General features: G+C 66.4%; 19 protein-coding genes. 8 read left to right on the plus strand and 11 right to left on the minus strand.

All coding sequences use genetic code 11. The annotated features are described in order from the left end of the window. Positions 1–238: 238 nt before the first annotated feature. From ACO2RJ_RS04155 to ACO2RJ_RS04180, 6 genes are all read right to left on the minus strand, one after another. On the minus strand, positions 239–820 hold the full coding sequence (locus ACO2RJ_RS04155) for a class I SAM-dependent DNA methyltransferase (RefSeq protein ID WP_423266751.1): 582 nt from the start codon (positions 818–820) through the stop codon (positions 239–241). Positions 821–865: 45 nt separating this feature from the next. Then, positions 866–1,228 carry a hypothetical protein gene (locus ACO2RJ_RS04160; RefSeq protein ID WP_423266752.1) on the minus strand — a complete coding sequence of 121 codons (363 nt, stop codon included), beginning with the start codon at positions 1,226–1,228 and terminating at the stop codon, positions 866–868. A gap of 69 nt (positions 1,229–1,297) precedes the next feature. Then, positions 1,298–2,212, minus strand: coding sequence for a manganese catalase family protein (locus ACO2RJ_RS04165; protein WP_423266753.1), 915 nt, complete (start codon positions 2,210–2,212; stop codon positions 1,298–1,300). 96 nt (positions 2,213–2,308) lie between these two features. Further along, positions 2,309–2,830 (minus strand): ferritin-like domain-containing protein, encoded by a 522-nt coding sequence (locus ACO2RJ_RS04170; RefSeq protein WP_423266754.1) that lies wholly within the window; start codon positions 2,828–2,830, stop codon positions 2,309–2,311. Between the two features lie 121 nt (positions 2,831–2,951). Next, positions 2,952–3,200, minus strand: a complete 249-nt coding sequence (locus tag ACO2RJ_RS04175) for a hypothetical protein (RefSeq protein ID WP_423266755.1) — start codon at positions 3,198–3,200, stop codon at positions 2,952–2,954. Next, complete coding sequence (locus ACO2RJ_RS04180; protein WP_423266756.1) at positions 3,200–3,937, minus strand: Crp/Fnr family transcriptional regulator; 738 nt, start codon at positions 3,935–3,937, stop codon at positions 3,200–3,202. The genes ACO2RJ_RS04175 and ACO2RJ_RS04180 overlap by 1 nt, the downstream gene beginning before the upstream one ends. Positions 3,938–4,177: 240 nt before the next feature. Here ACO2RJ_RS04180 and ACO2RJ_RS04185 point away from each other — a divergent pair, with 240 nt between their 5' ends. Then, positions 4,178–4,429, plus strand: a complete 252-nt coding sequence (locus ACO2RJ_RS04185) for a hypothetical protein (RefSeq protein WP_423266757.1) — start codon at positions 4,178–4,180, stop codon at positions 4,427–4,429. 60 nt (positions 4,430–4,489) lie between these two features. Here the strand turns inward: ACO2RJ_RS04185 and ACO2RJ_RS04190 are convergent, their stop codons facing one another. After that, complete coding sequence (locus ACO2RJ_RS04190) at positions 4,490–4,684, minus strand: hypothetical protein (protein ID WP_423266758.1); 195 nt, start codon at positions 4,682–4,684, stop codon at positions 4,490–4,492. 378 nt (positions 4,685–5,062) lie between these two features. Here ACO2RJ_RS04190 and ACO2RJ_RS04195 point away from each other — a divergent pair, with 378 nt between their 5' ends. Together ACO2RJ_RS04195 and ACO2RJ_RS04200 are read left to right on the plus strand one after the other, a co-directional pair. Further along, positions 5,063–6,904 (plus strand): isocitrate dehydrogenase kinase/phosphatase AceK regulatory subunit, encoded by a 1,842-nt coding sequence (locus tag ACO2RJ_RS04195; protein ID WP_423266759.1) that lies wholly within the window; start codon positions 5,063–5,065, stop codon positions 6,902–6,904. A gap of 294 nt (positions 6,905–7,198) precedes the next feature. Then, the gene (locus ACO2RJ_RS04200) at positions 7,199–7,600 is read left to right on the plus strand and encodes a cupin domain-containing protein (RefSeq protein ID WP_423266760.1); all 402 of its coding nucleotides are present in this window, start codon (positions 7,199–7,201) and stop codon (positions 7,598–7,600) included. 9 nt (positions 7,601–7,609) lie between these two features. Here the strand turns inward: ACO2RJ_RS04200 and ACO2RJ_RS04205 are convergent, their stop codons facing one another. From ACO2RJ_RS04205 to ACO2RJ_RS04220, 4 genes are all read right to left on the minus strand, one after another. Continuing rightward, positions 7,610–8,539, minus strand: a complete 930-nt coding sequence (locus tag ACO2RJ_RS04205; RefSeq protein WP_423266762.1) for a methionyl-tRNA formyltransferase — start codon at positions 8,537–8,539, stop codon at positions 7,610–7,612. Between the two features lie 100 nt (positions 8,540–8,639). After that, the gene (gene frc / locus ACO2RJ_RS04210; RefSeq protein WP_423266763.1) at positions 8,640–9,917 is read right to left on the minus strand and encodes a formyl-CoA transferase; all 1,278 of its coding nucleotides are present in this window, start codon (positions 9,915–9,917) and stop codon (positions 8,640–8,642) included. A 111-nt stretch (positions 9,918–10,028) separates the two neighbouring features. Further along, positions 10,029–11,774 (minus strand): thiamine pyrophosphate-binding protein, encoded by a 1,746-nt coding sequence (locus ACO2RJ_RS04215; RefSeq protein ID WP_423266764.1) that lies wholly within the window; start codon positions 11,772–11,774, stop codon positions 10,029–10,031. A gap of 37 nt (positions 11,775–11,811) precedes the next feature. After that, on the minus strand, positions 11,812–12,498 hold the full coding sequence (locus ACO2RJ_RS04220) for a GntR family transcriptional regulator (RefSeq protein WP_423266765.1): 687 nt from the start codon (positions 12,496–12,498) through the stop codon (positions 11,812–11,814). 260 nt (positions 12,499–12,758) lie between these two features. Between ACO2RJ_RS04220 and ACO2RJ_RS04225 the strand changes: the two genes are divergently transcribed. The 5 genes from ACO2RJ_RS04225 to ACO2RJ_RS04245 all read left to right on the plus strand — a co-directional run bounded on the left by ACO2RJ_RS04225 (position 12,759) and on the right by ACO2RJ_RS04245 (position 18,656). After that, positions 12,759–14,273: a tripartite tricarboxylate transporter permease gene (locus tag ACO2RJ_RS04225; RefSeq protein WP_423266766.1), complete on the plus strand. Its 1,515-nt coding sequence runs from the start codon at positions 12,759–12,761 to the stop codon at positions 14,271–14,273. Between the two features lie 91 nt (positions 14,274–14,364). Next, complete coding sequence (locus ACO2RJ_RS04230; protein WP_423266767.1) at positions 14,365–15,384, plus strand: Bug family tripartite tricarboxylate transporter substrate binding protein; 1,020 nt, start codon at positions 14,365–14,367, stop codon at positions 15,382–15,384. Positions 15,385–15,431: 47 nt separating this feature from the next. After that, positions 15,432–15,950 (plus strand): tripartite tricarboxylate transporter TctB family protein, encoded by a 519-nt coding sequence (locus ACO2RJ_RS04235; protein WP_423266768.1) that lies wholly within the window; start codon positions 15,432–15,434, stop codon positions 15,948–15,950. Between the two features lie 674 nt (positions 15,951–16,624). Continuing rightward, a complete protein-coding gene (locus ACO2RJ_RS04240) occupies positions 16,625–17,350 on the plus strand; it encodes a GntR family transcriptional regulator (protein ID WP_423266769.1) in 726 nt (241 codons plus the stop codon). 130 nt (positions 17,351–17,480) lie between these two features. Further along, positions 17,481–18,656 (plus strand): succinate--CoA ligase subunit beta, encoded by a 1,176-nt coding sequence (locus ACO2RJ_RS04245; RefSeq protein ID WP_423266770.1) that lies wholly within the window; start codon positions 17,481–17,483, stop codon positions 18,654–18,656. Positions 18,657–18,659: the final 3 nt, after the last annotated feature.

The raw sequence follows: 18,659 nt of genomic DNA on the forward strand, positions 1-18,659 counted from the left end.
GGCGCATGGCGACGGGATTGATATGGCGGCCGCGGAATAAGTTCCAACGCCAGCCCTCGCAAGCGTTGAGGACGCAGCCGTCCGGCGTCAGGCGAGGACCCGGATCTCGTGGCCGCTCAGCGCGATCGCGCCCGTGGCCTCGAAGGCGCGAAGCCAGCCCTCCATCGGCCACCAGCCCCATTTGCGCCGGAACAGCCTCGCATTCTGCCCCGCGCGAGCGTGAGCACGCTGACGCCGCTCACGGCGTCCGTCGCCAGAGGTCGAGACGGTAGCTCTCGGTCCGCTCGCCCGTGAGCCGGTGGAGGGGCGCCTCGATCCCGGCCGTGAGCTTGGCGACCGCCTCGTCGCCCGACTGCGGATAGTCGGTCTCGCCCGTCCAGTGCACCATAAGGAGGTCGCCATGCGCCCGGAGCGCGCCGTCGAGCCAGCGCGCGGCGGTCGCGAGGTCGGCGTCGTCCAGATAATAGGCGACTTCGGAGAGGACGATCAGGTCGAACGGTCCTTCGGGCACGTCGCTCGGAAACATCCGCCGCTCGAAACGCACGCCGCCGTCGCGGCAGCGCGTCCGGGCTCGGGCGAGCGCGGTCTCGCTGACGTCGATCGCCAGAAGGTCGAGGGCGTGGTCGGCGAGGCGGCGCGTCAGCACGCCGTTGGCGCAGCCGATCTCGAGCGCGGTCGCGTAGCGTCGGCCGCCGAGCGCCGCGATGGTCCGATCGTATTTTTCCGCCTCATAGGCGCTGCTCTCGAAACGCCATGGATCGGGATCGGCCCGATACATGTCCTCGAAGTAGCCCGGAGGCAGCGAGCCGCTACGCCGCATGACGCGAATCCTCCGAACAGAGCACGGGCGTGAGAGGGGCCGCGCTCATGCGTCCGCGCGCTCGAGCAGGAAGCGGGCGGCCTTCTCGCCGCCGTGCGGGTCGTGCGGGCTGGCGATCCGGCGGGCGTCGAGAGCTTCGCCGCGTCGAGCAGGCGGGGCCGCTCTTCCGTCGTGCTCGCGGAAGAGCGCGACGTCGGGCGCCTCCGCCAATCCGACCTCGGGGACCGCGGTCTGTCCGCAGATCGGCTCGAGGCCCAGGTCCTGGTCCGAGCGATTCGACGCGAACACCGTGACGTCGTGGCGCTTGCGGCGCAGGCCGCTGGCGAGGAGGTGAGTGTGGTTTTCCAGGCCGCCCGCGAAAGGCTCGGCTATGGGATGCTTCGGGTGGGCGATAATTCCGATGCGCAAGCCGGGTCCTACCGCTCATGGGCACGTCTCCGGAAGCGCGACGGTCGCGCTTCCGGAACAGCCTTCCAATCAAAGCTTGCTGTGGAGCTTCGATGCGATCTCGAAGATTTCGTTCGGATCGTAATCGGTCGTGAACGCCGACGACGCGCCCACGAGTTCGTCGATCTTGCCGCCGTCCGGGTGACCGGAGACGACTTCCAGCTCGCCGGGCGGGTCGCCCGGAAGCGCCTGCTCGCCGCCGCCCCAAACCGCGGCCATCTCGCGATAGGTTTCCTCGCCCCAGGTGTAGAGACGCCGGTGGCTACCCTCGTCGAGATACTTCTGGGACTCCGGGATCTTCGAAAGATCGATGTTCGGCGTCGGCAGCATCTTCTCCATCTCGACGCCGGTGAGCTTCTTCAGCGCGAGCGCGTAGGCGTGCGCATGCACCGAGCCGCGGACGAGCAGATATCCGCAGACTTCACGGCCGGTTGGGTCGGAAAGCGTCTCGTAGACGCGCAGCTTGTGCATCCGCGCGCCGCACTCGAGGAAGAAGTTGTGCAGCAGGTCGAGCACCAGATTGCCGGTGCTGAACACGAAGGTGCCGTTCCACGGCAGCCCGTTGGAGTCGACGGGCATCGCGCCGCCCCCGGCGTGCAGGAACGACGCAGCGGAGCGGATGTCCTTCATGTCTTCGAAAGGCGACTTCGAAATGTCGCCCTTGTGGTCCTTATCCGGCGTCGGGCCGTTCGCGAGCATCGTGATGCCGTTCGCGACAAGCTCCACGTGGCCCAGCTCTTCCGCCGTGATGCTCGCGACAAGGCTGTAGAACGGCATAACCTTGGATTTATTTCGGAAGTTGAAGCTCTGGTACATATAGTTGTTCAGGGTCGACATTTCGCCGAATTTGCCGCCGAGCAGCTCCTGCAACGCCGCAGCGGCGTTCGGATCCGCCTTTTTCGGCTTCGGGAGTTCGGCCTGTAGTTTATCAATCCGCATAAACATTTCGTGGAAACCTCAAAATAGAATCAGGTGATGTCGGTCGTAGGCGGCGGCCCGGGCGCAAGGCAGTTCGTCACGCCCGAGCCTCACCGCCGCCGCTCAGGCCGCCTTGGACTTGGCCTTCGGCTTGGCCGTCTCGCCCGAGACGTCGAGCCCGAGCGCGATGTTGGACAACAGTTCGTCGGCTTTCCTTTCCTCGGCCAGCGTCTGCTCGAGCAGCGGCACGGCCTCGTCGTAGCCGAGCTTCGCGGCCCAGGTCTTGAGCAGGCCGTAGCGCGCGATTTCGTAGTGCTCGACGGCTTGCGCGCAGCCGATCAGCACGTCGTCGGAGGCCTGGGTGCCGCCGAAATCCTCGAGATCCTCTTCCATCTCGGCGGTCAGGCCGGTCATCGCCTCGCAGGTCTTCGCGCGGGCGGGCTTGCCGATGATCTCGAACACCTGGGCAAGCCGCTCAACCTGCTCCTGGCTCTCTTCGAGATGGTCTTCGAACGCAGTCTTAAGTTCGGGGGACTGAGCGGCCTTCGCCGACTTCTTCAGCGCGCGCACCGACTGCTTCTCGGCGTAGTAGACGTCTTTGAGCGTCTCGTGGAAGGCGTCCGCGAGCGTCTTTTCCTTGGCCAAATTTGGCTCCCATGGCAGGTGGTGAGGACTCCACCTACGCATGGGCCGGATCATCGTTCCCGCGGACTGGGCGTTTCGTCCGTGGGCGGAGAGCGAAAGCGCCGACGACGTTTGAAAATCGTTATAGGGCTATAAAGTTTGTCAGCTGCAGCTCGATCCAGCGCTCGGCGGCCTGAAGGTTCGCAAACAGCGGAGGCTTGGCGCTGTCGACGCCGTTGAAGCCCGCTTCGAGGCTCCACTGGCCGATTGCGGGTCCATGCCCAGGATCGTCGAGCCGAACGAGCACGGCGATGAGCTTGCCCTCGTGCATCACGAGACGTCCCTCGTCATCGGCTGAGCCCGTCGCGACCTTGATCGGCTTGAACTCCATCACCCGTGTCCTCCGTTCGCGTCATCGCGGTCTTGCCTGAAATGCAGATAGCTGGGGTCGAAGTCGGCGAAGGCTTTGAGGGCCTCGACATCCGGTATGTCGATGTCGCGGCCCGTCTGATGGATAAGGCCGGCGCCGCGCAGCCGCTGCAGCGCACGGTTCACCGACACGGTGGTCAGCCCGACCGTGTCGGCGAGATCGGCCTGCGACAGTTCGAGCCTGAAGCGGTCCGTCTTCGCCTGACCGACCACCTGAAGCCTGACAAGCAGTTCGCAGAGAATATGCGCGACGCGCGCGCTCGGCGTGCGCCGTCCCATGTTCACCAGCCACTCCCGCAGGATCGCGGCGTTGACGAGCTCGGACCACCACAGCGCGCGCGCCAGCGCCGGCCGCGAGGTCAGCATCAGGATGTGGTCCTCGGTGAGCTCCGCGACCTGGCAGGCGGTGCGGGCCGCCATGCCGTGATCCATCCGGTCCAGCAGGAAGCCGTAGAGGTCGCAGAAGTCGCCGGGAACCAGATATCCGATGATCTGGCGCTTGTTGTCCGGAAGCGTCTTGTAGCGGTAGCCGTGGCCCTCGATGATGACGTGAACGACGGCGGTGTGGTCGCCCTCCGAGACGATGTCCTCGCCCGCCCTGAGCGGCCGGCCGCGCCCGACCACCGCGTGCAGCAGCTTCTTGTCGTCTTCCGGAAGCGGATGAAGCGCTTCGAGTTTGCCGATGATGGCGGTCGACATCGCTTGGCCGTCCCCTTTCGAACGCGGCATGACTGACTGAAGGCCGGGCGACGTTCAACGCCACAACCGTCGTTATGTCCGCTTTCGACACTGAAAGGGGGCCGCTGAGCGGCGTGCGCTTATATCGGTATAACGCCCGAGCGGCGTCCAGGGGCGCGGCCTCGCCCCGCCTTGAGTGACCGTCGCCTCCTTATCGGGCTAGATGGCCTAACGAGAGAAACGAATCAGAGGCCTGAGGCGATGAAACTTGGAATCTGCGCGGTGATCGCGCTTGCGGCGGCGACGGCCGGCTGCACCGAGACCGGACGGCGCGCCGGCGGCTACGATCGCAGGACCGTGGTGGTCGACACGACGCCGCGCTACGATCGCCGCGTCGTCGAACGCAGGGTCGTGACCCGCGAAGTCCGCAAGGACAACCGGCGCGACCGTCGGTACGACCGCAAGGACGATCGCAAGCACGATCGTCGCCACGAGCGCCGCTACACGTACTGAAGGCCCCGGCGCCACGCGTCCGCCGATCCGGCGGCGGCCTTCGCCTGCTGCGAAGGCCGCCTACGGCCTGTCGGCGAGCTGGTTGCGAAGGTGCCGGACGTCCCGCCCGACCCTGAGCAGAGCTTCCGACATGAGGGCGAGGGTCTGGACCATCAGGGCGCCGTCGTCATTCGCCGACCGCGCCGACCGCGAGCGCTCTTCCAGGCGCCTCGCGTGAGCGCCGAGGCGCTCCATTACGGTTTCAAGCTCACCCATCGCTGTTCCTCCGCGGCCTGATTTCTCCGTGGCTGATCCTGGCGCCGGGCGGCCCCTCCCGGAAGGGAAACCGATTATCAACCTTAAAATCGCGGCCGCCGCGGCGTCGCTTGAAGTCGGTGATCAGGTCGCATTCGCCGGGCGACGCCTCCATCTCGAACTGGGAGCCGAAGCGGAACGTCGGCCTTCGCGCCGCCGCTGGCGTGGCCGCCCCGCAAAGAGCGCGCAAGGCGTGATCTCCTGGACCTCGCCGTGTCGGTCCGCTCACCCCTCGTCCGGACGCGTCGGGGCTTCCGCAGGCCGGCGCGGTCGGACACTATGCCGTCGAAGATCCCAAGCCGCGGCGGCAGAACCTCGGCGGGGCTCACAGGAGGAGCGATGGCCGACGGCCGCATGTCCGGCGCCGGTCGCGGCGAGGTCGACATCTCCGATCTCTACGCCGCGATCGATCGCGAGGAGCGGGCCGCCATCGTGGCCCGGATCGTCTGCGCCGGTTTCGACGACTATTACGCGGAGTCGCGCGCGATTCCGTTTCGCGCCAAGGAGGCCTTCGAGGCTCGCGACTGGCCGCGCATCGTCGCGCTCTCGCGCAACCGGCTGTCGCTCTACTCCGCGGCTGTGGCGCGGCTCACGGGCGATCTCGAATCGGCGTGTCCGGAGCTCAAGCGCGACGAGGCGTTCTGGACGGCCCTCGAGACGCGCTGCCTCGACCTGATCCGCGGGCGGTACGAGGCCGATCTCGCCTTCGCCTTTCTCACCTCGATCCGCCGCGAGCTGTTCGAGGACGTCTGGAAGCCGGCGGCCTACGAAATCTCCTCCGACGCCCAAGGACTCGCCCGGCCAGCCGATATCCTGCGGCGCTTTCAGGGCGCGCTGCCGGTCCGCGGCGCGGACGTCGCGCGGGTGCTGGACGTCGCGTCGTTCGCGATCGGTTGGCGCGACAAGGCGACCGACGCGCGGCTGACGGCGATGGAGATCAACCGCGCTCTGCTGAAGGCGGGCGTCCGGGACGGCGAGCCGCTGACGCTCGAGATCGTCGACGCCGGGTTCTTCCGGAACCGCGGCGCCTATCTCGTCGGCCGCGCGGCGTCGGAGGGCCGAGCGCCGGTCCCGCTGCTGATCGCCGTCCTGAACGGCCCGGCGGGGCTCTATGTCGACGCCGTGCTCACGGAGCCTGACCAGCTTCTCTACGTGTTCTCGTCCACGCTCGCCAACTTTCACGTCACCCTCGCGCACTATCACGAGCTCGCGGCCTTCCTGCACCAGCTCATGCCGAAGCGGCCGCTCGGCGCCCATTATTCAACGATCGGCTTCAACCATGTCGGCAAACGCGCGGTCATGGACGAGATCGTCGGGGAGCATCGCGCGAGCGGAGAGCCGTTCGACACGGCGCCGGGATTTCGCGGCACGGTGGCGATCGGATTCACCGCGCCGTCCTCGTCCTATGTGCTGAAGGTCATCCGGGACGCGCCGACCGCCGGCTACAAATGGGGCGCCTTCGCCGGCGTGAAGGCGGTGCTCGACAAATACGGCCTGGTCCACGACGCCGACCGGGCCGGCTCGATGCTGGACAACGTCATCTACAAGAACGTCACGCTCGACCGCGGCCTGTTCGCGCCGGCGCTGCTGGACGAGCTTCTGAAGGACGCCGCGGGCGCCGTCAGCCTCTACGGCGACAAGGCGCTGTTCCGCCACCTCATCGTTCAGATGAAGATGATCCCGCTCACCTTGTTCCTGGAGACGGCGAGCCCCGAGGCCTGCCGCACGGCCGTGCGCAACCTTGGCGACTGCATCAAGAACAACGCCGCGGTGAACATCTTCAACAAGGACCTCGACGGCCGCAACTACGGCGTCAGCCCGATCGGCCGCGTCTATCTGTTCGATTACGACGCGGTCGAGCCGCTGACCGACGTCAAGATCCGCACCAATGTCGGCCGCGAGGACGGCGAGGAGGACGTGCCCGACTGGTTCTTCGAGGAGGGCACGATCTTCCTGCCCGAGGAGATGATGACGGGCTTGAGGATCAACGATCCGGAGCTCCGCCGCCTGTTCCGCACGGCCCATCCGCAACTGCTCAGCGTCGACTATTGGCTGGGCATGCAGCGCGCCATCTGCGAGGGCAAGGTGCCGATGGTCCGCAGCTACCCGAGCGAGCGCCGGCTGCACCGCCACGTGCTGAAGGTCTATGGCGGGCCCAATGCGAAGGATGCGGCGGAGTAGGGGAGTTGACCCTTCCGCGCCGCTGAGCGGCAGGCGCGCACGCTCCTCGCTCCCAGGCTCAAGCGGTTCGCTTCCGGACGCCCAGCCGCTCTCGCCTGTGATCGGGAGCCAGCGCCCGGCGGAAGAGTTTGCAGAGTTTCGGAACGGCGCGTTAAGCGCGCGCCGTGTATTTCTCATGTCGAGAAGCGGGTTGCGGGTTCGGTCAACCGCCGGCGGCGCTCGAATTTAAAGAATAACGTCAATCATCCGGACATATTGAGGAGATAAATTATGCGGGCCTTGCGGATTTCATGCGTGGCGGGTTTCTGCCTGGTCTCGTCCCAAGTCGTGGCGTTGGAGCCGACCAAGCCGGTCACCGTGACGCCCATGCTGACGACGTCGGTGACGTCGAGCGGCCAGCCGATCGTGCTCCCGCAGACCGACGTCCAGCTCATCGTGTCGACTTACGAGATCCAGCCGGGCGCGACGCTGCCCGTGCACAAACATCCCTCCGCGCGCTACGCCTATGTCGTCTCCGGCACACTGAGCGTCGCCAACGACGCCACCGGCGTGACGGCGGTGTTCAAGCCCGGCGATTTCGTCGTCGAGGCGATCGGTCAGTGGCATCAGGGCGCGAACATCGGGCCCGACACCGTCAAGCTGCTGGTCATCGACCAGATCGAAAAGGGCCATGCGACGGTCATTCTCAAGGACTGATCGCGCGCCTCAGCCGAACCTCGCGCCCTTCTGGAGGCCCGCGGCCGCCGCCCATTCATGGGCGGGCGCCTTCTTCTCGCCGTCGGCCTGCACCCGCGTGACCTTGAAGCGGCCGTCGGCGCAGACCACGAGGAAGCCGTCCTCCTCGACCGAGGCGATCTCGCCGAGCTTGCCGGCGATGCCTTTCGGCGACTTGGCGGGGAGGGGGGTCGCGTCGAAGATCTTGAGCGTCTGGCCGTCGAGCGTCGTCCAGGCGCCCGGCGCCGGATTGCAGCCGCGGATCAGCCGGTCGATCTGGGACCAGGGCTTGCCCCAGTCGATCTTGGCGTTGGCGGCGCGGCAAAGGCCTTCATAGGTCGCGAGCGCCTCGTCCTGCTTGATGCGCGGCGCGTTCCCCGCCTTCACGAGGTCGACGGCTTCCAGCATCGCCTCGACGCCCATCGGAAACAGGCGGTCGAAATAGACCGTGCCGAGCGTGTCCTCAGGGCCGATCTCCGTGGTCTTCTGGAGGAGCACGTCGCCGGTGTCGAGGCCGTCGTCGGGCCAGAAGATCGAGAGCCCGGTCGTCGTCTCGCCCTTGATGATCGGCCAGTTGATCGCGCTTGCGCCGCGATAGGCCGGCAGCAGCGAGGGGTGGTACTGGATCGACCCGTGGGTCGGGATGTTCAGGAACTCGGACGGCACGAACAGGGTGACGAAGGCCATGACCTGCAGGTCGGGCTTCAGGGCACGGAACGCCTCGGCGACCGCTTCGTCCTTGTAGGAGGAGGGCTGGCGCACCTCGAGGCCGGCGGCGAGCGCCGCCTCCTTCAGCGGGTCGGCCTTCTGTCCTTCCTTCTCAGGCGCGACATAGACCGCGACCACCTCCTCGCCGCGGTTGAGCAGCGCCTCCAGCACCGCCTTGCCGAAAGCCTGCTGTCCGTGGACGACGATGCGCATGGAGCCCTCCTTGCCGGTTCCGTTTGTTCGTTCCCCCGATCCTAAACGCAAAACCCCGCCGTCCGGAGACGGCGGGGTCACAGATGTGCGTTTGACGCGCTTATTCGGCCGCCAGGCGCGTCACCCGGCCGACTGCGCCCGATCCCTCGATCTCGGCGATCTCGTTGTCCCGATAGCCCAGCACCTCGCGAAGGATCTCCTCGGTGTGCTCGCCCAGCAGCGGCGAACGGGTGACTTCCGTCTGGCTGGCTGAGAGCTTGATCGGGTTGCCGACCGACAGGTATTTACCGCGGGTCGGATGATCGACCTCGACGATCGTGCCGGTCTCGCGCAGCGACTGATCCTCGGCGATCTCCTTCATCGACAGGATCGGGCCGCAGGGGATGTCGTACTCGTTGAGGATGTCCATCGCCTCGAACTTGTCGTGCTTCATGGTCCACGCCTCGATGCGCGTGAAGATCTCGTTGAGGTGCGGCAGGCGGGCCTTCGGGCTCGCATAGCCCGGATCGGTCTTCCAGCTCGGCTCGCCGATGATGTCGCAGATCGGCTCCCACACCGCGGCCTGGGTGATGAAGTAGATGTAGGCGTTGGGATCGTGCTCCCAGCCCTTGCACTTCAGGATCCGGCCGGGCTGGCCGCCGCCTGAATCATTGCCGGCGCGCGGCGTGGCGTCGCCGAAGGGAACGCCCTCGCCGAACTGGCTGTATTCGTGCAGCGGGCCATGGGCGAGGCGCTGCTGGTCGCGCAGCTTGACGCGGCAGAGGTTCAGCACGCCGTCCTGCATGGCGCAGTCGACGCGCTGGCCTTCGCCGGAATGGGTGCGGTGGTAGAGCGCCGTGACGATGCCGAGCGCGAGGTGCAGGCCAGTGCCGCTGTCGCCGATCTGGGCGCCGGTGACGAGCGGCGGGCCGTCGCGGAAACCGGTGGTCGAGGCCGAGCCGCCGGCGCATTGCGCGACGTTCTCATAGACCTTGCAGTCGACGAACGGCCCGGGCCCGAAGCCCTTCACGGAGGCGACGATGAGTTTAGGGTTCGCTTCATGCAGCTTCTCCCAGGAGAAGCCCATGCGGGCGAGCGCGCCGGGGGCGAAGTTCTCGACCAGCACGTCGCATTCCTTGACGAGCCGCCAGAGCACCTCCTTGCCCTTCGGGTTTTTGGTGTCGATCGTGATCGACCGCTTGTTGTGGTTCAGCATCGTGAAATAGAGGCTGTCCACGTCCGGAATGTCCTGCAGCTGCTGGCGGGTGGCGTCGCCGGCGCCGGGGCGCTCCACCTTGATGACGTCCGCGCCGAACCAGGCGAGGAGCTGCGTGCAGGTCGGGCCCGACTGGACGTGCGTGAAGTCCAGAATGCGGACTCCTTCGAGAGCTTTGCTCATAACTGATGTTCCCTGTCAGGCGCGCGCCGGGGTCCAAAGCCTGCGGCGCGTGTTTCATTGCGGCGATCACATGACGGCGCGGTCGCCCGCGCCGTCAATTCGTCTCTGGCATTATTTATACATTGTCTGGTTCTTGGTGCCCGGGGCGTACTCGTTCGGGTCGACCCAGATGTTGACGACCGCGGACCGGCCGGTCTTGGCGATCGCTTCGCGAGCGCGCAGCAACGCCGGCTGGATGTCCTTGGCCTCGTGGACCTCCTCGCCATGGTTGCCGAGCATGTGCGCGAACTTCGAAAACGGCACGTCGCCGAGCTTGTTCGCGACATTTCCCCGCTGCTCGCCATATTTGGCGATCTGGCCGTAGCGGATCTGGTTCATCGAGGAGTTGTTGCCGATCACCGCGAGGTAGGGCGCGTTGAAGCGGTCGCAGGTCTCCATGTCGAAGGCGGTCATCGAGAAGGCGCCGTCGCCGTAATAGACCAGCACTTCCTTTTCCGGGTTTGCGACCTTGGCGGCGAGCGCGAAGCCCGTGCCGACGCCGAGGCTGCCGAGCGCGCCGGGATCCATCCACTGGCCGGGCCGGCGCGGACGCACCGCCTGGGCTGAGATCGTGACGACGTCGCCGCCGTCGCCGATATAGACCGTGTCGTCCGACAGGAATTCGTTGAGCTCGTAGGCGACGCGATAGGGGTGGATCGGGCTCTGGTCCGACTGCAGCAGCGGCAGCACCTTCTGATAGGCCGCGTCCTCGGCCGCGTGCAGCGACTTCATCCAGTCTTTCCGGGCCTGCCGCTTGTCGTTCTTGATCCGGCCCGACGCCGCCTGGAGCACGGCCTTCAGGACCGCGCCGGGATCGCCGGCGATGCCGAGATCGACGTCGCGGTTCTTGCCGACCATGTTGTAGCCCTGGTCGATCTGAACGAGCGTCGGCACGTTGATGCGCTTGCCGTAGCCCATGCGGAAGTCGAACGGCGTGCCCACGATGACCACGACGTCCGCCTTGCCGAAGGCGAGCGACCGGGTGCGGTCGAAATGGTGGGGATCGCCGGGCGGCAGCAGGCCGCGCGAGGCGCCGTTGAAGTAGCCGGGGATGTCGAGGCCGCGCAACAGAGCGATGGCGTCCTCGTGGCCGCGCGACGACCACACCTGCTGGCCGAGCAGGATCGCGGGCCGCTCGGCGTTGACGAGGAGGTCGGCGAGCCTCTCGATGTCGGCGGGATCGCCGATCGACTTGACCGAGGCGCGGTAGTGGCCGGGCTTCGGCACGATCGCCTTCTCGATCGGGATCTCGCGGTCGAGCACGTCCCGGGGAATCTCCAGATAGGCCGGGCCATAGGCGCCCGAGAAGCACTCGCGGGCTGCCATCGACACCATGTCGGCGACGCGCTCCGTCGACATCACCGTCGATGAGAACTTCGTGATCGGCTTCATCATGTCGACATGCGGCAGGTCCTGAAGGCCCTGCATCTTCCACTGCGTGAGCGCGCTCTGGCCGCCGATGTGCAGGACGGGGCTCTCCGAGCGGAACGCCGTGGCGACGCCGGTGACGGCGTTGGTGCAGCCGGGGCCGGCGGTGGTGACGACGCAGCCGAGGCGCCCGGTCTGCCGCGCGTAGCCGTCGGCGGCGTGCGCCGCGACCTGCTCGTGGCGGACGTCGATGATGCGGATGCCCTCGTCGAGGCAGCCGTCATAGATGTCGATGATGTGACCGCCGCAGAGCGTGAAGATCGTGTCGACGCCTTCCGCCTTCAGCGCTTTCGCGACGAGACGTCCTCCGGAGATGACGCTGGCGTCCCGGCTCTTCTGGGCGAGCGTGTCCTCGGCGGTGCTCGGGGCGGGTTTGACGGCGACGTTCATGGCGGTTTCCTCCTGGACTTGTTGATTATCGTTGGCGTCAGTCGAGAGCGACGAAGCGCTCAACGTGATCGCGGAGTTTTAGGGTGTGTTCGCGGACCAAACGTTCGGCGCGCTCCGCGTTGCGTGTTTCGAGGGCCTCAACGATATCCTTGTGGTCGACGATCGAGCGGCGCGCGCGGTCCTTTTCGAAGATGGTGCGGCGGCGGATGCCGCGCACATGGGTGAACAGGCCGTTCGCGATGTCGATGACGAGCTGACAGCGCGACAGGCCGATGATCGCGGCGTGGAAGCTGATGTTGGCGTCGGAATATTCGTACATGTGCGCGTCGACGCCCGAGCTCGAGAAGGCGTCGACGAGCGGATGGAGGCCCGCGATCTCCTCGTCGCTCGCGACCTCCGTCGCGAGCCGCGCGGCCATGCTCTCGAGCGCCGCCCAGACCGTGATCATCTCCAGGATCTCGGCCTTGGTCCTGCGCGCGATGTAGATGCCGCGCCGCGGAACGATGCGGACCAGTCCTTCCTGCTCGAGCTGCGCGAGCGCCTCGCGCAGCGGCGTCCGGCTCACCCCGAATCGCAGCGACAGGGCGCGTTCGTCCAGCCGAAGCTGGGCGTTCTCGTCATATATGTTCATCGACGCGATCGCGGTTTTCAGCGCATCGTAGGTGCGTGACTTGAGGCTCTGGACCTCTTCGATCGGCCTGATGTCGAGTTCCGCATTCGTCATTGGACGTCGCGCCTGCGGTCAGGCCAACCACGGATGAAAACCATGGTTATCGCCTCGGTGGTTTCTGGCATACCATACATTTGGGCCAAATCCAGCCGACGTTAGTCTTTTCGGAAGCTGTTTTGTTGCTGCGGCGCAACAAAAAAAGGCATATTGCATGCCAGAAGATCTCGGCTTAGCGTCTGTTCAAACGGACGCGGAAGGTCGGACGGCGGGTGTCCGACCATCGATGATCCAATAAAACGGGTGGGAGGACACGCATGGAGGAGTTCAGCTCCTTGTTGGGCGGCTTCGCCGTAGCCATCACGCCCTACAACTTGCTGTTGATGGTCATCGGCATCGTTCTGGGCGTGATCATCGGCGTCCTGCCGGGCCTGGGCGGCGCCAACGGCGTCGCAATCCTGCTGCCGCTGACTTTTTCGATGGAGCCGACCTCCGCGATCATCATGCTCACCAGCATCTACTGGGGGGCGTTGTTCGGAGGCGCGATCACCGCGATCCTCTTCAACATACCCGGCGAACCATGGTCGGTGGCCACCACCTTCGACGGCCATCCGATGGCGCAGAAGGGCAAGGCCGACGAGGCGCTCGTCGGGGCCTTCACCTCGTCCTTCGTCGGCGCGATCTTCGCCGTCATCCTGATCACCTTCCTTGCGCCGATCATCGCCAAATTCGCCTTGCGGTTCGGGCCGGCCGAGTTCTTCGCGGTCCAGTTCCTGACCTTCGCGAGCTTCCTCGGCATGGGCCGCGGGTCGCCCTTCAAGACGCTCGCGTCGATGTGTCTGGGGTTCGCGCTCGCCTCCGTCGGCCTCGACGGCGTCACCGGAACGCTGCGCCTCACCTTCGGCCACGAAGAGCTGCTGAACGGCTTCAAGTTCCTGGTCGCGGTCATCGGCCTGTTCGGCATCGGCGAAATCCTGACCTCGATGGAGGAGGGGCTGAGCTTCCGCGGCGCCACGGCCAAGCTGCGGATGGACGCCGTCATCCGGACATGGAAGCAGCTGCCGAAAATGGGCTGGACGTTCCTCCGCAGCTGCATCGTCGGCTGCTGGATGGGCATCACGCCCGGCGGCGCGACGCCGGCGTCCTTCATGGGCTATGGCCTCGCCAAACGCTTCTCGAAGCGCGGCGCGCATTTCGGCAAGGGCGAGCTCGAGGGCGTCGTGGCGCCGGAGACGGCCGCGCACGCCGCGGGAACCGCAGCCCTGCTGCCGATGCTGACGCTCGGCATTCCCGGCTCGCCGACGGCCGCCGTCCTGCTCGGCGGCCTGCTGATCTGGGGACTTCAGCCGGGGCCGCTGATGTTCGTCGAGCAGAAGGACTTCGTCTGGGGCCTGATCGCCTCGATGTATATGGGCAACGTCGTCGGCCTCGTGCTCGTGCTGACTTGCGTGCCGCTGTTCGCCGCCATCCTGCGCGTGCCGTTCTCGATCATCGCCCCGGCGATCGTGGTGGTGTGCGCGATCGGCGCGTACACCGTGAACAACGCCATGTTCGACGTCTGGATGATGCTCGTCTTCGGCGTCATGGGCTATCTGTTCTCGAAGCTCGGCTATCCTTTGCCGCCGCTCGTGCTCGCCCTGGTGCTCGGCGACCAGGCGGAAAGCTCCTTCCGCCAGGCCATGCTGAGCTCACAGGGCGACGTGACGGTGTTCTGGTCCAACTGGCTCTGCGGCGGGATCATGACCCTCGGCCTGGTGCTCGCGCTCTGGCCGCTGGTGTCCGCTCTGCTCGAAAGACTGAGGGGCGACGATTCGGTGCGGCGGGCGGCTTAAGGCCGCCGCTTCGTCCGCGGGCTTGAACTGCGCATGCCAACCGCCTGAACGCACAAGCCGCGGCGAAAGCGGCGACACTGGGAGGACGTCCATGTCTGCACTGTCTCGGAAGACCGCCGCGCTGGCGCTCGGCGCCGCGCTCGCCTTCGGGGGAGGCGTCGCCTCCGCCGCGGCCGAGTGGAAGCCCACGAAGCCCGTCACCTTCATCATTCCGGCCGGCACGGGCGGCGGCGCGGATCAGATGGCGCGCTTCATCCAGGGCGTGATCCAGAAGAACAACCTGATGGAGAAGCCCGTCGTCGTCCTGAACAAGGGCGGCGGCGCAGGCGCCGAAGGCTTCCTCGACATGAAGGGAAGCGCGCGTGACCCTCACAAGATCATCATCACGCTGTCGAACCTGTTCACCACTCCGCTCGGCACCGGAACGCCCTTCAACTGGAAGGACATGAGGCCGGTCTCGATGCTCGCGCTCGACCAGTTCATCCTGTGGACCAACGCCGAGAAGAACTACCCCGACGCCAAGGCCTACATCGAGGCGGTCAAGGCCGCGCCGGACCGCCAGTTCAAGATGGGCGGCACCGGCTCGAAGCAGGAAGACCAGATCATCACGGCGGCGATCGAACGCCAGACCGGCGGCAAGAAATTCACCTACATTCCCTATGACGGCGGCGGCAAGGTCGCGGTGCAGCTCGTCGGCGGGCACATCGACTCCAGCGTCAACAACCCGATCGAGGCGGTCGCGCAGTGGCGCGGCAAGCAGCTCAAGCCGCTGTGCATCTTCGACGCCCAGCGCTCGACCCACACCGCGAAGATCACCGAGGACATGGCCTGGAGCGACGTGCCGACCTGCAAGGAATCCGGTCTGCCGGTCGAGTATCAGATGCTGCGCGGCATCTTCACCACCTCGGGCGCCACGGACGAGCAGGTCGCGTTCTACGTGGATCTGTTCAAGAAGGTCATGGCGACCGAAGACTGGAAGGGCTTCATGGACAAGGGCGCCTTCAACGAGACCACCATGTCGGGTGCGGAATTCGAGGCTTGGCTGACTGAGGCCGAGAAGAAGCACCGCGAACTCATGCAGGAAGCCGGCTTCCTCGTGCAGACGCAGTGACGTTCGTCGACAACCCGACCCTGTAAGCCGAGACGACGAGGCCAGCCATGAGTCACGCACCACACGACGTTCAGGACGAGCAGACGCTCGTCAGTTACCGGACGACGGACATCGCCGTGGCGCTGCTGTTCCTCGTCGTCTCCGCCATCGTCATCACGGACAGCGTGCGTCTCGGCTTCAACTGGCGGCCGAACGAAGGCCCCGCTCCCGGCTACTTCCCGTTCTACGTCGCCGTGGTCATGGCGCTCTCGAGCATCGTCAATCTGATCCGCGCGGCGATCCCCTCGGAGGAAGGCGCGGGCGTGATGACGACGCGCCCGGGCTTCATGCGGATGATGGCGATCTTCATCCCCGCCGTGTTCTACGTGTTCGCGACCTCCTACATCGGCATCTATGTGGCTTCGGCGATCTATATCGCGGGCTTCATGCTGTTCTTCGGCAAGTTCCCGGTCTGGAAATCGCTGGCGGTCTCGCTGTCGATCGCGCTCGTCAGTTTCCTGATGTTCGAGGTGTGGTTCCTCGTGCCCCTGCCCAAGGGACCGCTGGAAGACGCCTTGGGCTTCTGATCGCGGCGGCCCGCTGGGCCCGTACGATCGACGAACGGCATGGTCTCGCATCCGGCGAGACCTTGACGCGGGGGCGACTCCGCCACGCGCCGGACCGGCGTCGCGCAGCACATCGTCAGCGCTTGAGAACTTAGGGGCCGCCGCCTCCACGCCTTCGGGCGCCTTCGGCACGGATGCGGACACGTTCGGACCGACCGGCGTGCTCGGCGCGCCCCCTTGGGGACCACAGTGCGTCCTGCTCCGAATCCGGAAGACGTCACGAAAGTCGAAGTCAGTCTTCCCGCGCATTCTTCAGGCCGTCAGTCGCCCATGACCGGACCCGGCGTCGCTGCAGGCTTGACAATGCGCCCGTCTGGTATGCCAAATGCCAGAAGTGGGCCGCGATTGGGGCCGCCCACATGGTCGCGCGACCGGTCTGGACAGCGCGCCCGACGCCGCGTCGGCGGCGCCGCTTTCTGACGCGGGTCGCCAGAGTTTCTGCTCAGGCAACTTCGCCATGGCCGGTTCCTCGCCGACCATGGCGTTCTTTTTTGTGGGATTCCGTAGGCCAGCCCGGCGCCAGTCCCGGCCGGCGAGGCGCCGTCGAAGAAGCTGAGCGTTCAAGTTCTCCTGAACGATTCCGTCTGCTATGCATAGGACAGCAGAATGGTCAGTCGTCGCCGGAGAACGAGCCTGTGAAATCCCAATTGCGTTGGCCGGCCGCAGACGACGCGGAAGGCGAACTCGTCCTGGAACGGTTCGCCCCCGAGCAGACCTACAAGACGAAAGTCTATGCCGCCCTCAAGCGCGGCATCGTCAACATGGACATCTACTCGACCTCGGATCCGACCTGGCTCGACGAGCGGCAACTCTCGGAGCGACTGGGCGTGAGCCGGACTCCCGTGCGCGAGGCCGTCGCCATGCTGGAGCAGGAAGGCTTCGTGAAGTCGATGCCCCGCCGCGGCATCATGGTGCTCAAGAAGACCAAGCGCGAAGTCATCGAGATGGTCCAGGCTTGGGCGGCTCTGGAAAGCATGGCCGCGCGACTCGCCACCGAGCGCGCGAGCGACGCGGCGATCGCCAAGCTGCGGAAGCTGTTCGAAGGGTTCGACGAGGGCCACAAGCCCGAAGACTTCCTCAGCGAATATTCGGCCGCCAACATCCAGTTCCACCAGGCGCTGATCAAGCTCAGCGGCTCCGCGACGCTGCTCGACATGACCGAGAACATCTTCATGCATGTGCGCGGCATCCGGCAGATCACCATCGGCCGCGACGACCGCGCGAGCCGTTCGATGGAGGATCACCTCGCGATCATCGAGGCGCTCGAGCGCCGCGACCAGGAGGCGGCCGAGCGCCGATCGCGCGACCACACGCTGGGACTCGCCACCTATGTGGAGGAGCACGGCGACATCTTCGACTAAAGGCGCTCCGCGGCGGCGCGCCGCGCGGCGGATCGAGTCAGCCCATCGGCGGATTGCTGGCGCGTTTTGGCATGAAGTATACCAAAGAGAAGCGCCCGCGAGGCGCTCGACGGGGAGGAGGCGCGTCGCGATGCGGCTTCACGAATTCCAGGCCAAGCGCCTGCTTGCCGATTACGGACTGGTCGCTCCCCGCGGCGCCGTCGCCCTGACGGCCGACGAGGCGGAGGCGGTCGCGCGCGATCTCGGCGCGAGCCCGGTCTATGTCAAAGCCCAGATCCACGCCGGCGAGCGGCTCAAGGCCGGAGGCGTCCGCATGGCGCACGGCCCGTCCATGGCGCGCGCCGCCGCCGCCGATCTGCTCGGTCAGCGCATGACGACCGCCCAGACCGAGGGCGAGGGCGAGACGGTGCGCCGCGTGCTGGTCGAGGAAGGCGTCGCCGCGCTCAAGGCGGTCTATCTCGCGCTCTTGGTCGACCCGTCCGCCGACGGGCTGGTCCTGCTCGGAGCGCCGGACGGCGGGGAAGGAATCGAGGAGCGGGTGCGCGAAGGCAAGCTTCAGCGCGAGAAGCTCCGGCTCTCGGTCGCGACGGAGCCGGACCCGGGCGAGCTCTCCGGCTTTCTCGCGCGCGTCGGCGTCGAGGGCGCCGCGAACGAGGCCGCCTCCGCCCTGATCCGGGGCTTGCGCCGCGCCTTCATCGAACTCGACGCGAGCCTGATCGAGATCAACCCTCTCGCGGTGCTGGCCGACGGCGCGATCAAGGCGCTCGACGTCAAGATGACGCTCGACGACAACGCGCTGTTCCGCCATCCGGAGCTCGCCTCGCTGCGCCACGAGGAAGAGGTTGACCGGGTCAAGCTCTCGGCCCATCGCGACCAGCTGAACTTCGTGCAGCTCGACGGCGACATCGGCCTGGTCTCCAACGGCGCGGGCCTCGGGCTCGCGACGCTCGACATGGTCGCGAAGGCCGGTGGGCGGCCCGCGAACTTCATGGACATCCGCACCACGGCGCGCAGCCTCGACATCGCGCACGGCTTTTCGCTGCTGCTCGACAATCCGCGCATCCGCACTTTGCTGATCAACGTGCATGGCGGCGGCATGCAGTCCTGCGACACGATCGCGGAAGGGCTCGGCGTCGCGCTCCGACGATCAGGCCGCAAGCTTCCGATCGTCATCCGGCTCGCCGGCCAGAACGCCGACTTTGCGCGCAGCCGGCTGGCGAATTTCGGCTGCGCCGTGATCGAGGCGCCGGACATGGGAACGGCGGCCCAGCAGGCCGTCGCGATCGCCGCCGGCGGGACGGCCTGAACG

Origin of the sequence: Hansschlegelia sp. KR7-227, from assembly GCF_049446035.1 — a bacterium.
In the GTDB taxonomy this organism is placed as follows: domain Bacteria; phylum Pseudomonadota; class Alphaproteobacteria; order Rhizobiales; family Methylopilaceae; genus Methylopila.

What these genes read in the sequence shown, in the direction of transcription:
- ACO2RJ_RS04165 (WP_423266753.1), bottom strand. Translation starts at nt 2,212, where the DNA reads ATGTTTATGCGGATTGATAAACTACAGGCCGAACTCCCGAAGCCGAAA.
- ACO2RJ_RS04195 (WP_423266759.1), top strand. Translation starts at nt 5,063, where the DNA reads ATGGCCGACGGCCGCATGTCCGGCGCCGGTCGCGGCGAGGTCGACATC.
- ACO2RJ_RS04230 (WP_423266767.1), top strand. Translation starts at nt 14,365, where the DNA reads ATGTCTGCACTGTCTCGGAAGACCGCCGCGCTGGCGCTCGGCGCCGCG.
- frc (WP_423266763.1), bottom strand. Translation starts at nt 9,917, where the DNA reads ATGAGCAAAGCTCTCGAAGGAGTCCGCATTCTGGACTTCACGCACGTC.
- ACO2RJ_RS04175 (WP_423266755.1), bottom strand. Translation starts at nt 3,200, where the DNA reads ATGGAGTTCAAGCCGATCAAGGTCGCGACGGGCTCAGCCGATGACGAG.
- ACO2RJ_RS04215 (WP_423266764.1), bottom strand. Translation starts at nt 11,774, where the DNA reads ATGAACGTCGCCGTCAAACCCGCCCCGAGCACCGCCGAGGACACGCTC.
- ACO2RJ_RS04235 (WP_423266768.1), top strand. Translation starts at nt 15,432, where the DNA reads ATGAGTCACGCACCACACGACGTTCAGGACGAGCAGACGCTCGTCAGT.
- ACO2RJ_RS04155 (WP_423266751.1), bottom strand. Translation starts at nt 820, where the DNA reads ATGCGGCGTAGCGGCTCGCTGCCTCCGGGCTACTTCGAGGACATGTAT.
- ACO2RJ_RS04180 (WP_423266756.1), bottom strand. Translation starts at nt 3,937, where the DNA reads ATGTCGACCGCCATCATCGGCAAACTCGAAGCGCTTCATCCGCTTCCG.
- ACO2RJ_RS04185 (WP_423266757.1), top strand. Translation starts at nt 4,178, where the DNA reads ATGAAACTTGGAATCTGCGCGGTGATCGCGCTTGCGGCGGCGACGGCC.
- ACO2RJ_RS04190 (WP_423266758.1), bottom strand. Translation starts at nt 4,684, where the DNA reads ATGGGTGAGCTTGAAACCGTAATGGAGCGCCTCGGCGCTCACGCGAGG.
- ACO2RJ_RS04205 (WP_423266762.1), bottom strand. Translation starts at nt 8,539, where the DNA reads ATGCGCATCGTCGTCCACGGACAGCAGGCTTTCGGCAAGGCGGTGCTG.
- ACO2RJ_RS04245 (WP_423266770.1), top strand. Translation starts at nt 17,481, where the DNA reads ATGCGGCTTCACGAATTCCAGGCCAAGCGCCTGCTTGCCGATTACGGA.
- ACO2RJ_RS04225 (WP_423266766.1), top strand. Translation starts at nt 12,759, where the DNA reads ATGGAGGAGTTCAGCTCCTTGTTGGGCGGCTTCGCCGTAGCCATCACG.
- ACO2RJ_RS04220 (WP_423266765.1), bottom strand. Translation starts at nt 12,498, where the DNA reads ATGACGAATGCGGAACTCGACATCAGGCCGATCGAAGAGGTCCAGAGC.